Annotated in this window: 10 protein-coding genes; 2 read left to right on the top strand and 8 right to left on the bottom strand. The window is 73.1% G+C overall.

What is annotated here, in order from left to right:
* Position 1: 1 nt before the first annotated feature.
* From ACQPXD_RS31600 to ACQPXD_RS31590, 3 genes are all read right to left on the bottom strand, one after another.
* On the bottom strand, positions 2-553 hold the full coding sequence (locus ACQPXD_RS31600) for a hypothetical protein (protein WP_432824976.1): 552 nt from the start codon (positions 551-553) through the stop codon (positions 2-4).
* Between the two features lie 71 nt (positions 554-624).
* Positions 625-2,607 (bottom strand): amino acid transporter, encoded by a 1,983-nt coding sequence (locus ACQPXD_RS31595; RefSeq protein WP_432824975.1) that lies wholly within the window; start codon positions 2,605-2,607, stop codon positions 625-627.
* Between the two features lie 17 nt (positions 2,608-2,624).
* The gene (locus ACQPXD_RS31590; protein ID WP_432824974.1) at positions 2,625-3,746 is read right to left on the bottom strand and encodes a magnesium and cobalt transport protein CorA; all 1,122 of its coding nucleotides are present in this window, start codon (positions 3,744-3,746) and stop codon (positions 2,625-2,627) included.
* Between the two features lie 99 nt (positions 3,747-3,845).
* On the opposite strand from ACQPXD_RS31590, the gene ACQPXD_RS31585 reads away from it, so the two are divergent.
* Together ACQPXD_RS31585 and ACQPXD_RS31580 are read left to right on the top strand one after the other, a co-directional pair.
* A complete protein-coding gene (locus ACQPXD_RS31585; RefSeq protein ID WP_432824973.1) occupies positions 3,846-4,820 on the top strand; it encodes an ATP-binding cassette domain-containing protein in 975 nt (324 codons plus the stop codon).
* The gene (locus ACQPXD_RS31580) at positions 4,817-5,614 is read left to right on the top strand and encodes an ABC transporter permease (protein ID WP_432824972.1); all 798 of its coding nucleotides are present in this window, start codon (positions 4,817-4,819) and stop codon (positions 5,612-5,614) included. The genes ACQPXD_RS31585 and ACQPXD_RS31580 overlap by 4 nt, the downstream gene beginning before the upstream one ends.
* On the opposite strand, the gene ACQPXD_RS31575 is transcribed toward ACQPXD_RS31580, so the two are convergent.
* The 5 genes from ACQPXD_RS31575 to ACQPXD_RS31555 form a co-directional block, all read right to left on the bottom strand.
* Positions 5,596-8,751, bottom strand: a complete 3,156-nt coding sequence (locus ACQPXD_RS31575) for a BTAD domain-containing putative transcriptional regulator (protein ID WP_432824971.1) — start codon at positions 8,749-8,751, stop codon at positions 5,596-5,598. The two genes, ACQPXD_RS31580 and ACQPXD_RS31575, sit on opposite strands and share 19 nt — an antisense overlap.
* A gap of 88 nt (positions 8,752-8,839) precedes the next feature.
* Positions 8,840-9,073, bottom strand: coding sequence for a hypothetical protein (locus tag ACQPXD_RS31570; protein ID WP_432824970.1), 234 nt, complete (start codon positions 9,071-9,073; stop codon positions 8,840-8,842).
* A 64-nt stretch (positions 9,074-9,137) separates the two neighbouring features.
* Positions 9,138-10,118 (bottom strand): hypothetical protein, encoded by a 981-nt coding sequence (locus ACQPXD_RS31565; RefSeq protein ID WP_432824969.1) that lies wholly within the window; start codon positions 10,116-10,118, stop codon positions 9,138-9,140.
* Positions 10,111-11,715, bottom strand: coding sequence for an MFS transporter (locus tag ACQPXD_RS31560; RefSeq protein ID WP_432824968.1), 1,605 nt, complete (start codon positions 11,713-11,715; stop codon positions 10,111-10,113). The genes ACQPXD_RS31565 and ACQPXD_RS31560 overlap by 8 nt, the downstream gene beginning before the upstream one ends.
* Before the next feature lie 62 nt (positions 11,716-11,777).
* Positions 11,778-12,629: an alkaline phosphatase family protein gene (locus ACQPXD_RS31555; protein ID WP_432824967.1), complete on the bottom strand. Its 852-nt coding sequence runs from the start codon at positions 12,627-12,629 to the stop codon at positions 11,778-11,780.
* Positions 12,630-13,127: the final 498 nt, after the last annotated feature.

Genomic DNA, 13,127 nt, shown 5'->3' with positions numbered 1-13,127 from the left:
CTCACTGTCCGCCCGTGCGCTCCACCCACGAGCGGTACCGCTCGCCCGCGTCGCCGCCGTCCATGTAGTACTCCCGCAGGTCGGCCCGGGCGATGAACGCCGCCACGAAGATCAGCAGGGCGGCCGCGACCAGCCCGGCGGTGCCGTGGGGGACCGTGTACCAGTCCGGCACGGCCTGCGCATACTCGGCCCGCAGCGCGGCCGGCTCCTCGCCGGTCGGGGCCACCGCCCACTCGGGGCCGCCGACCAGGAAGCACAGGACGGTGAGGGCGAGCACCGGCGCGATGATCCAGACCGCGGCGCGCACCCTGTTGGACGGGCGGCGCATGAACACGGCCAGCACCGCCAGCACGATCACCCCGGCGGCCGCGGTGCCGGCGTTGTTGAGCAGGTCGGTGTGGACCTGGACGAGCTGGCTCTCCGAGACGAGCCGGAAGTGCTGCCGGTTGAGGTGGATCAGAGCGGCCGCGGACAGCGCGACGTCGACCGCGAGCAAGGCCGCGGCGAGGGTGACCGACCAGTGGACCAGCCGGACCTGCGTGGACACGCGCATTTGCAGCCTCCCCCGAGTCGCGTACACAGTAGTACGCCCGGCCGGACCGCGCGCGCCCATTTCCGCGCCGCTCAGCCGCCGACGTGGATGCCGGGGCGCTTGGCCGGGTCGGGCTCCGCCGCGCGGATGATCTCGCGGACCACCGGGGCCGTGTCGCCGCGGCCCAGGATGAGGTACCGGAACAGGTGCCCCAGCGGGTTGCCCTCGGCCCACTCGAAGTAGGCGTGCGGGCGCACCCCGGTCGCGTCGCGCAGGGCCAGCAGGATCGCCGCGAGCGCGTTGGGCGCGGCCGGGCTGTCGGCGCGCAGCACGCGGTAGCCGTCGATGTCGTGGCCGTGCACGCTCAGCGTGCCGCTGAACGCGGACGGGTCGACGACGGTGATCTCCAGGAAGATGACGTCGGCCCGGCGCGGCACCGGGTTGAGGCCCCGCTGCTCGGACTCCTTGCCCTCGTACTCCGCCCGGTCGCCGGCCTGCCGCCGGTTGGCCACGATGTTGAGCTCGCCGTCGTTGCGGATCGACTCGGTGACGAAGCGGCGGGCGGTCTCGTCGAACTCGATCGCGTCGGTGCGCAGCTCGGTGGTGCGGCTCACCCGGGAGATCAGCGAGACCACGACGATGCCGGCGATGAAGATCGCGGAGATGAGGATGCCGTCGGGCTTCTCGACGACGTTCGCGCCCAGGGCGTACAACAAAATCAGCGTGAGGATCGTGAACAGCACTCCGGCGACCCGCTGCTTCGCCCGCAGCGCCGAGATCGTCACCGCGACGGCGCCGGAGACCATCATGGCCAGGATCCCGGTGGCGTAGGCGCCCGCCTGGGCGTTGACGTCGGCGCCGAACGCGATCGTGATACCGACGCTGATCGCGGTGTAGACCAGCACGATCGGGCGGACCGCGCGGCCCCACTCCGGCGCCATGCCATAGGAGGGGAGGTACCGCGGGATGATGTTGATCAGCCCCGCCATCGCCGACGCACCGGCGAACCACAGGATCAGCACGCTGCTGATGTCGTAGACGGTGCCGAAGGCCTCACCGATCTTCTCGTGTGCCAGGTACGCCAAGGCCCGGCCGGCCGCCGGACCCCCATCCTCGAACGCCTCCTGCGGAATCAGCACCGTGGTGATGAAGCTGGTGGCGACGAGGTACACCGACATGACGGCGGCCGCCGTGGTGAGCAGCTTCTTGGTGTTGCGCAGCCGCGACGCCTGCCGCTCGGCCGCCGTCGCCCCGTGGGCGGCCACCAGCGGCATCATGCTGACCCCGGTCTCGAAGCCCGAGAGGCCCAGCACCAGCGACGGGAACGCGACGATCGCCGGCAGCAGCAGCCCGAACCCGCCGCCGTGCTCGGCGGTCAGCGCGTGCCGCCAGTCGGACAGCGCCCCGGCGGTGGTGAACACGTCGACCAGCCCGACCACCACGATGACCGCGTTGAGCAGCAGGAACACGCCCACGAGCGGGATCGCCACGGCGACGGCCTCGCTGAAGCCGAGCAGGAACACCCCGCCCAGGATCAGCAGCAGGACGATCGTGATGATCACCGCGTGACCGTGCAGGAAGTGCGGGAACACCGGGTTCTCGATCATGTGTACCGAGGCGTCGGCGGCCGAGAGCGTGATGGTGATGATCCACGAGGTGGCCACGAACCCGAGCAGGACCAGCACGAAGATCTTGCCGCGCCAGAACGGCAGCAGGTGCTCCAGCATCGCCACCGAGCCCTGCCCGTGCGGGCTCTCCTTGGCCACTCGCCGGTACATCGGCAGCATGCCCAGCAGCGTCAGGGCCACGATGAGCAGGGTGGCCAGCGGCGAGAGGGCGCCGGCGGCGAGCGCGGCGATGGCCGGCAGGTAGGACAGCGTCGAGAAGTAGTCGACGCCGGTCAGCGACATGACCTTCCACCAGGCCTGCGGCTTGGCATGTGCCTCGTCGCTCTCCGGCCCGACCGGGGCGACGCGGTGCTCCAGCAGCCAGCGGCCGAGCGGCCCGCCGGGGCGCTCCTTCGGCGCGGGGCTGTCGACCCGGGCCGGCAGCAGATATTCGGGCGTGGTGGTCATGGCTCCTCTTACCGCTGTCACAGCCAGCCGGACTTGCGAAACGATCGGTACAGGATCACCATCGCGGTCGCCATGAGACCGACCACCAGCCCGTATCCGAAGCGCCAGTGCAGCTCGGGCATGTGGTCGAAGTTCATGCCGTAGATGCCGGCGATCGCCGTCGGCACCGCGGCGATCGCGGCCCACGCGGCGATCTTGCGCATGTCATTGTTCTGGTCGAGCCCGACCTGCGCGAGCCGGGCCTGCAGGATCGAGTCGAGCAGCTCGTTGTAGGACCCGACCCGCTCCACCACCTGGTTGAGCCTGCCGTACACGTCGGAGAAGTACTGTCGCAGACCCGGCGGCACGTCGGATGACGTGGCGGTCAGCTGCCGCAGCGGCTGCTGCAAGGGCAGTACCGCCCGCTTGAACTCGACCAGCTCCCGTTTGAGCTGGTAGATCTGCTGCACGTCGCAGCCGCCCTGGCGCAGGAACGCCGTCTCCTCGAGCTTCTCGACGTCCTGCTCGACCTGGCCGGCGACGTCGTCGTAGATGCCGACCATCCGCTCGACGACGGCCAGGCCGACCGCCCATGGCCCCTGCCCGAGCAGGGCCGGCCGCTGCTGCAGCTGCTCGCGCACGTCGGCCAGGGCGCCGGCCCCGCCGTGGCGCACCGACACCACGAAGTGCCGGCCGATGAGCAGCGTCACCGCGCCGGTGTCGACCACCTCGGAGGTCTCGGTCAGCTGGGCGTGCTCGACATAGCGGGCGGTACGCAGCGTGAGCACCGTCACATCGCCGCGCCGCTCGATCGCCGGGCGCCGGTCCACCGCGAGGGTCTTGTCGACGGTCGCCTCGTCCACGTCGACCAGCTCGGCGATCGCGGTGAACTGCGCCCAGCCGGGCTCGAACAGCCCCAGCCAGACGAAGCCGTTGCGCCGGCGGCGGGCCGCGGAGTAGGCGTCGGCGAACGCGGGGCGGCCGGGCTGGCGGGCGCCGCGCACGTAGAGCGCGCAGTCCATCACCGCGGCCTCCTCCTCGGGGCGCGTCAGCAGCTGCGGGAGGCGCTCGCCCGCCTGCATCCGCAGCAGCACCCGGCCGATCAGCTGCCCCACCTTCTGGGCGGCCCGCCGGCCGGTGTTGACCTCGGTAGTGCTCATGAGCCGCCACGGTACCGGCGGCACGCACATCCGGCCCGTGTCGGGGCGTGTCGGTCGCGTGTCGGGTCCATGTCGGCGCCGCCGGGGACCGTTCTGGTCATGACGAACGATCTGATGGTCGAGGCCGAGGGCCTCGTCAAGCACTTCGGGGAGACGAGGGCCCTGCAGGGCGTCGACCTCGCCATCCCGCGCGGGACCGTGCACGGCGTGCTCGGCCCCAACGGCGCCGGCAAGACCACCGCCGTGCGCATCCTGTCCACCCTGCTGCGCCCGGACGCCGGCCGGGCCCGCATCGGCGGCTACGACGTGGTCCACGAGGCCCAGCGGGTGCGCTCGGCGATCGGGCTCACCGGGCAGTACGCCTCGGTCGACGAGGACCTGACCGGCCGGCAGAACCTGGTGCTCTTCGGCGCCCTGCTCGACCTCGGCCGGAGCGCCGCCAAGGCCCGGGCCGCGGAGCTGCTGGAATGGTTCGACCTGACCGAGGCCGCGGACCGGCCGGCCAGGACCTACTCCGGCGGCATGCGCCGCCGCCTCGACCTGGCCGCGAGCCTCGTCGGCCGGCCCGACGTGATCTTCCTCGACGAGCCGACGACCGGGCTCGACCCGGCCAAGCGCGAGGACATGTGGGACGTCGTGCGCACCCTGGTGCGCGACGGGTCCACGGTGCTGCTGACCACGCAGTACCTCGAGGAGGCGGAGGCACTCGCCGACGAGATCACGGTCATCGACCACGGCCGGGTCATCGCCCACGACACGCCCGAGCGGCTCAAGCGCATCGTCGGTGGCCAGACCCTCGAGGTGCGCCCGGCCGACGCGCGCGACCTCGCCCGTACCGCCGAAATCCTCACCGGCGTCTCGTCCGGCACCCCCGCCGACCAGATCCGCGCCGGCGTGCTGGCCGTGCCCGTCGCCGGCGACATGGCCCTGGCCGAGGCGGTCGCCCGGCTCACCGCCGAGGGCATCGTCGTGACCGAGCTCTCCCTGCACCTGCCCTCGCTCGACGAGGTGTTCTTCTCCCTCACGTCCAAGAAGCCAGTTGCCGAGGTATCCAATTCGGAGGTGTCCGTATGACCACCATCGCCCTCAACCGGCCCGCGCCCAAGCCGTTCAAGCTGGTGCGGCACTCGCTGGAGCTCACCCGGCGCAGCCTCATCAAGACCATGCGCACGCCCGAGCAGCTGATCGACGTCACCGTGCAGCCCGGTCTTTTCATGATCATTTTTGTGTACATCTTCGGCGGTGCGATCTCCGGTTCCACCCACAGCTACCTGCAGTTCGTGATGCCGGGCATCCTGGCCCAGACCATCGCCATGGGCTCGATCTCGATCGGCGTGAACCTCAACACCGACATCGAGAAGGGCATCTTCGACCGGTTCCGGTCCCTGCCGATCCCCAGGGCGGCGCCCCTGATCGGCGCGGTGCTGGGCGACGTCGTGCGGTACGTCCTGGTGTCGATCTCCACCTTCGTGTTCGCCTACCTCATGGGCTTCCGCGTCGGCACCGATGTGGTCCACGCGGTCGCCGGCTGCCTGCTCGCCGTCGTGTTCGGCCTGGCCCTGTCCTGGGCGCCGGTGTTCATCGGCATGCTGGCCCGCACCTCCGGCGCGGTGCAGGGCATCGGCTTCCTGGTCGTACTGCCGCTGACCTTCGCCTCGAACGTGTTCGTCGGGACCCGGACCCTGCCCGGGTGGATGCAGGGGTTCGTGCGCAACAACCCGCTCACCCACCTGGTCGAGGCGATGCGCGGGCTGTTCCTGGGCACGCCCGGCTACGGGGTGCACGTGTGGTGGACGCTGGGCTGGTCGGCGGCGCTGGTCGCGGTGTTCATGCCGCTGGCGCTGTGGGCCTACCGGCGGAAGGTGTGAAGCTGCCGGTCGGCCAGCTCGCGGAGGCGGTCGGTGACCTCGGTCATCGGCCGCCCGAGCCATGCGTCAAGCCGGGCGGCGCGCTCCTCGGCCCCGCCGAGGACCTGCTCGAGCCGCGCGTCGCGGTCGTGGCTGAGCAGGTGTATCACGTTGGCGCCGCAGCGCTCGCCGAGCGCCCACAGCTCCCCGGCCGCGTCCGCCTCGCCGCGGTGCGCGGCCAGCACCGCCACGCCGAGCGCCCACGAGCCCAGCACCGGGATGTCCATCGAGGAGATCGCCTCGTCCCAGACGCCGTCGAGCAGCTCGGTGGCCCGCCCGGCCCCGGCCGATCCGGTCGCGCGCAGCCGCAGCACGGCCGCGGCGACGGCGAACACGATCCGCATCTGGGGCCACTGCCGGCCGACGGCGTCCGCGGTGGCCGCCGCCAGCTCGCCCTCGGCCACCGTCTCGCCGGGCCGGCCGCGCAGCCAGGCGTGCTCGGCCAGGCCGAGGTGGGCCTGGGCGGTGTCCATGACCAGCGGCCCCCGGCGGGCCGGCCGCGGCGAGCGGATCACCTCCCGCAACCGCTCGGCGGCCGCGTCGTCGCCGGCGAGGGCCAGTTGCACGTCGACCTGCACCAGAATCGAGCCGGCGTCGTCGGCGGCGCCCAACTGCTCCATGTGCCACGCGCCGCGGCGCAGCCACTCGGTGGCGCCGGGCCCGCCCTGCGTGCCGATCGCCTGCGCGGCCATGCCCATGCCCCAGTGGTCGCCGGCCTCCTCGAAGGCGCGGTACGCCAGCTCCGAGTCGGCGATGCGCTGCTGCGCCGTCGCGGCCTCGCCGCGGTTGTCCCGGATCGCGCCACGCATCCAGTGGCCGAAGCCGCGCACGTACGGGTCGGGGTGGGCGATCAGCCGGTCCGCCGAGCGCAGGCCGCCCTCGAAGTCCAGCGTCGCGAGGGCCGGCACGACCCAGGCCAGCGCGGTGGCCCGCGGCGACGCCTCGCCCGGGCGGCACTCGGCGAGCCGCCGCAGCAGCCGCGCGGCGATCGTGAAGATCCGGTGCGCGTCGGCGGCGAACGCGTTGAGCGCCGTCAGCACGCCCAGCCAGGTCAGCCGGTCCGGGTCGGCGTCGCGGATCAGCGTGCCCTCCCGCCGGGCCACCGGGTCGTCGGCCTGCAGCGCCGCGGCCGCCCACGGGACCACCTCCACGTGCAGGCCGCGCACCGTCCACAGGTGGAACAGCGCCACCGCCACGTCGACGGCGGCCGCCGGGTCGTGGCCCACCGCCCGGCGCAGCGCCGCGACGAAGTTGTCCTGCTCCGCGGCGCAGCGGGCGTAGGCGGCCAGCTGGCCCGGGCCCTGGATCATCGTGTGCAGCCGGACCGCCTCGTCGCGCGCCCACGCCACCAGCCCGTCGAGGGCGGCGCCGCGGTCGCCGGCCGCGTCGAGGCGGGCCTCGCCGTACTCGCGGACGGTCTCGAGCATCCGGTACCGCGCCGCGCCGTCGTCGCCCTGCTGCAGGGTCAGCAGCGACTGCTCCACCAGGACGGCGAGTCGCTGCCGGGGCAGGCCGGTCACCCGCTCGGCGGCCTCGGCGGTGAACGGCGCGGGGATCACCGCGAGCCGCTCCAGCAGCCGCCGCTCGTCGGGGCCGAGCAGCTCCCGGCTCCAGTCGACCATCGCCCACAGGCCGGCGTGGCGCTCGGGCAGGCCGCGCAGCGCGTCGTCGAGCAGCCCGAACCGGTCGTCGAGGCCGGCCAGGACGTCCTCGATCGGCATGTGCCGCAGCCGGGCGGCGGCCAGCTCCAGGGCGAGCGGCAGGTTGTCGAGGCGGTGGCACAGCCGCAGCACGAGATCCGCTTCGATTCGGGACTTCCCGGGCTGATCGGGCAGGATCGCGCCGCCGGCCGCGGCGCGGGCGGTCAGCAGCTCCACCGCGGCGGCGTCGCTGAGCGGGCGGAGCCGGTGCACCGCCTCGCCGGCCAGGCCCAGCGGCGCCCGGCTGGTGGCCAGCACGGTGGCCTCGGGTGCGGCGGCGACCAGGTCGGCGACCACCGCGGCGGCGCCGTCGAGGAGGTGCTCGCAGTTGTCCAGCACGACCAGGCCGGTCATCTCCTGCAGGCGCTCGGCCGTCGTGCGGGCGCCGGGTTCGCCCCGCTGCGCGGGGTCGGCGGCGGCCAGCAGCGCGGGCAGCACCTCGGCCCCGGTGCGCAGGCCGGCCAGCTCCACCACGCAGACCGGTGTGCCGTCGGAGACCGTGCGCCGGGCCACCTCGGCGGCCAGCCGGGTCTTGCCCGCGCCGCCGGCGGCCACGACGGTGACGAGCGGGGCCCGCTGCAGGGCGGTGCGCACCACGGCGACGTCGTCCTCGCGGCCGAGCATCGGGGTGGCCGCCCGCCGCCACGCCACCGGCAGCGCCCGGACCGCCCGCGTCGGCACGGGCTCCGCGGCCTGCGGTCTCGCGTCGGGGGCCGGGCCGAGCTCGCCGCGTAACAGCGCCAGGTGGGTCTCGGCGACCACGGGTGACGGATCGGTACCGTACGCCTCGGCGAGCGCCGTCCGCAGCCGCTCGACCACGTCGATGGCCTCCGCGTGGCGGCCCTGGGCGGCGAGCACGCGCAGCAGCAGGGCGGCGGACGGCTCGTGCGGCGGGGTGCGCTCCACCAGCCGGCGCAGGTCGGCGTCGTCGGCGGGCTCGCCGAGCGCCAGCGCGGCCTCCGCCCGCACCGCGGCCACCTCGGCGAACAGGGCGGCGGTCGCCGGATCGTCCAGCTCGGGCACGGCCGGGAAGAGCTCCCGCGCGGCGCCGGCCGGCTCGGTCGCGGCGCCGGGCCGTCCGCCGTGCAGCGCGGCGCGGGCTTCGCCGAGGCGGCTTTTGACCAGTACCGTATCCAGCTCGACGGCTTCGGCGGGAACCCGGTAGCCGCCGGGGGCCGCGGCGACCGGCAGCCCCAGCCTGCGGGCGCGGCCGATCAGCGCGTGGACGGCGCCGGGCGCGTCCTCCGGCGGTGTGCCGCCCCAGACCGCCTCGGCGAGGCCGGCCGGGGTGACGGTGCGGCCGCGGGCGTCGATCAGGGCGCGGACGACGGCGGCGAGGCGCTCCCCGCGCACCGGGTTGCCGTCCACAGCCAGCTCGCCCAGGGTCGTGATCCGCACTGGGCCAGTCTGCCACCGCGCCCGCCGCTCACGGAGCCGCCCAGCTCTCCATGGGTGAAGAGCTGGGCCGTTGGATGAGAACCCGGGGTCAGCGCTCGTCGAGCTTGGCCAAGATCGCCCGAAGCAGTTCACTGTGCTCGGACTGCGTGGCCTTGACTTCCCTCATGTCGAACTTCAGGCCCCGCACCTCTTGCGACAGCTCACCGATCGCGCCCCGAAGATACGTGAGCGTCTCCGCGACGTCGCCATTGATGAGCTGCTGCTGGTGGGCCATCGATTCCAGACTGCCCACCCGCCTCTCCAGTGTCAGCAGGGTCGTCATCCGCCGTACTCTCCCTCGTGCATGGTCGGGTGCGAGCCGCGCTCCGCAGCCTAGCCCATCGGCCTCAGCTCAGGTGGGCCGGTGACTCGGCGTCCGGGACGAGCAGGGCCGGGGCGCCGCCGCCGTCGGCGGGCAGGGACCATACGTCGGCGTGGTCGGCGTCGCGGTGCAGGGCGTACATCACGGTGTGGTCGTCGAGCCAGGCGATCTGGTCGTCCACCGAGCGCGTCTCGGCCAGCGTCGTCGGGTGCGGCGTGGCCAGGTCGAGCACGGCCGGGCGCCAGCCCTTGACCGGGTCGCCGTCCACCGCCTGCTTGAAGGCGATCCTCGTGCCGTCCGGCGACAGCGAGGGGCACTCGACGTTCTCCGCCAGGGTGCGCACGGTGCGCGCGGTGAGGTCGCCTCGCACGAGGTACCGATGGCCGGCGGTCGACATCGTGGCGTAGAACGTCGTGTCGTCGCGGGCGAACGTGATGCCCCAGTAGTTGACGTCGGCGGCCTGGTAGGGCCGGCCGTCGCGGGTCAGCGCGAACGACTCCAGCGTGTCGACCAGCAGGTCGCCGGTGCGCGTGTCGAGCACGCCGACACGGGTGGAGAACTGCCCGCCGTTGTACGAGTCGCCGGTGACGAACGCGGTCCAGGTGACCAGCCGGCCGTCGGCGGAGACGCGGGCGCGGTTCGGGACGCCGACCATCGGGTAGCTGTCGAGCTCCTGCAGGTGCGGCCCGAGCACGGCGATCTGGTAGGTGGCCAGCGGACCGTCGGGGCGTAGGCAGATCGCGGTGCCGGCGGCGGCGTACACCCGGTTGCAGCTCACCGCCGACGTCTTGCGCGGCCCCCGCGGGTCGGCGGCGCTGACCACGGCGAGGTGCCCCATCGCGCCGTCGGCGGTGCTGCGCACGAGCAGCTTCGGGCCGGGCGAGATGTCGACCGCCTCGGCGGCCGCGGCCGCGGCGTCGTTGCGGTGCGCGGCGCGGTGGACATAGCCGGCGGCCGCGCCCGCGAGCACCACGACAGCAATCGACGTCCATAAGATCTTACGCATTTTTTGTCGTACCTCGCAGGAGAATGGAAGCAACGAGCCAGAGGGCCGCGACGGCGGTCCCGGCCGCGGCGAGCAGCGCCGGTCCGGGGCCCCACAGCTGCCATGCGGCGCCGAAGAGGACCGAGGAGGCCAGGTATGCCAGGGACTGACCGCTCTGCACCAGGGCGATGCCGGTGGTTTTCAGCGCTTCGGGCAGCAGCGGCCCGGCCACGGCCATCAGCACGCCGTCCGTCATCGCGTAGAAGGCCCCGTAGAGCGCCACCGTGACCACGAGCGCGCCGGTGCCGCCGAGGCCGGCGGCCAGGATGAGGTAGACGGCGACGAGGGCCGCGAAGCCGGCGAGGTAGACGCGGCCGCGCCCGATGCGGTCGGCGAGGTGCCCGGCGGGCACGGCGAGGAGGAGATAGGCGAGGTTGGTGCCGACGGCGAGCAGCGGGAACCAGCCCACGGCGAGGTCGTTGTGGCGCTGCAGCACGAGGTAGACGAAGCCGTCGCCGATGGTGGCCAGGCCCATGACGGTGGCGGCCAGCACGACGAGCCGGAAGTCGCGCCTGCCGAGCAGCGCCAGCGCGGCTCGCGCGGTCGGCTTGCCACCATCGTCTCGGCCCGCTGGCGCGCCGTTGGCGTCCGCGACGATCCGGTCCGGGTCCGCGTCGGCGCCGTCCGCGTCCGTGGCGGTGCGGTGCGGGCTCGTGGCGGTGTGGCTCCGCGTGGTGGCGGTGCCGTCGGCGGCGACGGCCGTGGCGGTCCCGTGCGGGCTTGCGGCGGTGTGGCTCGGCGTGCTGGCGGTGCCGTCCGTGGCCGGGGCGGTGCCGACCGCGGCTGCGGTGGTGCTGTCCGTGGTCGCGGTGGGGCTGTCCGGGTCCGTGGCGGTCGCTGTGGCGGTGCGGGTTCGGGCTGCGGCGGTTCCGTTCGGGGTGGGCGCGCGGCTCGGCGTGGGCGGCGGTGTCGTGGGGGCGGGCCAGGACGGGCCGCGGTGGTCGGGGACGAAGGTGAGGAGGACGAAGACGCCGAGGAGGGCGATGCAGAAGCTGGTCACGAAGACCGCGTCGTAGGACTGGGCCGACGCGGTGAGCACGGCCACGGCCACCAGCGGGCCGGCGAAGGCGCCCGCGCTGTCCATCGCCCGGTGCACGCCGAAGGCGCGGCCCAGGCGGTCGGGCGGGGTCGACAGGGTGATGAGCGCGTCGCGCGGGGCGGTGCGCAGGCCCTTGCCGGCGCGGTCGGCGATGATGACGGTGCTGAGCAGCGGCACCGAGGAGCCGGCGGCCAGCAGGCCCAGCTTGGCCACCGCCGAGATGCCGTAGCCGACGGCGGCCACGGCCTTGCGGCGGCGGACGCGGTCGGCCAGGTAACCGCCGACGAGCCGCAGCAGCGCGGTGGCGCCGGTGTAGAGGCCGTCGACCACGCCGTAGCCGAGCGGGCCCAGGTGGAGGCCGAGCATGAGGTAGAGCGGCAGGATCGCGGTGACCATCTCGGCCGAGACGTCGGTGATCAGGCTGACCGCGCCGAGGGCGAGCACCGTCGCGGCGATGCGGGCCTTGACCGGCGCCGGTGCGGCGGCGGTCGCCGGTTTGTCCACTGTGGACAGGTACACGAGGGCCTCACACGGTTCGCGGGGTGTGGGCGCCCCGGCGGCGGGGGCGCCCACGGGGCGGGTCAGGACCAGACGTCCGTGATGGGGGACAGGCTTGCCGCGCCGTTGATGCCGGGCAGGCCGTAGGCGCCCTCGATGGTGCGCAGGACGTTGTAGTGGTTGATCTTCTCCGAGTACGAGCCGGGCGTGACGTGCGCGCCGACGAAGATCGTGAAGATCTGGTTCAGCGCCAGCCGGTTGTCCTCGTCGAAGGTCACGATGAGCAGGCTGTTGTGCGTCTTGGCCCACTGGGCGTAGGCGTCGAGGTTGTTCTTCAGCCAGGTGTCACCGGTGCCGACCGAGCAGTCGTGCATGTCGTTGCACATGTTCGGCGAGACGAACGCGACCGTCGGCAGGCCGGCGTAGTTCGACGACGACGGAAAGTTCGCGTACGTCAGGTTCGACGCCGCGGGCACGCTGCCGAAGTCGACCCAGCCGTTGTGCTTGCGCTGGTAGTTGCCGCTGGAGCAGCCGGTGTAGCCGTTGGACGGCATCGACTCCGAGTAGCCCGTGAACGTCAGCCCGGCGCCGGTCAGCTGCGAGTGCAGGTTGGTGCCGGTGAAGTTCTTCGGGCAGTCGTCGCTGGTCACGCCCTGGGCGGAGCCCGAGAACAGCGCGATGTAGTTGGGCTGGCTCGGGTGCGTGATGGCGTACGACTTGGTGAACTTCGCGCCCTGGGTGGCCAGGGAGTTGAAGTACGGGGCGCTGCCGGAGCCGCTGATCTGGGAGTAGGCCTTGTTCTCGAACATGACGAGAACGATGTGGTCGAAGCGCGGGACGCTGGTGGCGGCCTGCGCCGGCGGCGCCGCGGCGGTGAGGCCGGCGGCGACGAGGGCGGTGGTCGCGGTCGCGAACACCACCCGGCGGATCGACATGAAACTCCCCCTTCGTGGGCAGGGATGACGACATATGGTGTACATCGATAAATACAAGATCATGAGTGTAATCTGACCGGTACGGGTGCGCCCGATGAACAGTTCCGATCGGCGCCGCCCCTTTCCCGCGCCGGCCCCGCCCGGCCTGACCTGCCGGTATGCATCCGCCCGCCGCGCCGGACAACGTCCGATTCTTGAACGGCCGGTCGCGTCGCGCCGACGGCTCGGTGCCGCGTCACTCGACCGGGTTTCGCGCAGCCCGGAGGCCGCCTCGTCGGCGCGGCGGGTCGCCGTCATCGACAGTATTGAGTAGGTTGCCAGCCTATCGTCGGCACCGGCTTGGATGATTGTGCGGTCTCGTGCCGCACCGCATCCGGCCCGTTGGCGCCGACGCCGGCGAGTTCACCGGCGACGTGCTCGACGTCGGCCGCAGGCTCGGCGACAACGCCGTGTTCCTCGCGTCGCTGGCGGTGTCGCGCGGATCAGGCGGAGGCGGCG

Origin of the sequence: Dactylosporangium sp. CA-092794 (assembly GCF_050948465.1) — a bacterium.
Classification (GTDB): domain Bacteria; phylum Actinomycetota; class Actinomycetes; order Mycobacteriales; family Micromonosporaceae; genus Dactylosporangium.
The sequence above is the reverse complement of the archived record's forward strand: the minus strand, read 5'-3'. Positions and strand labels throughout refer to the sequence as shown.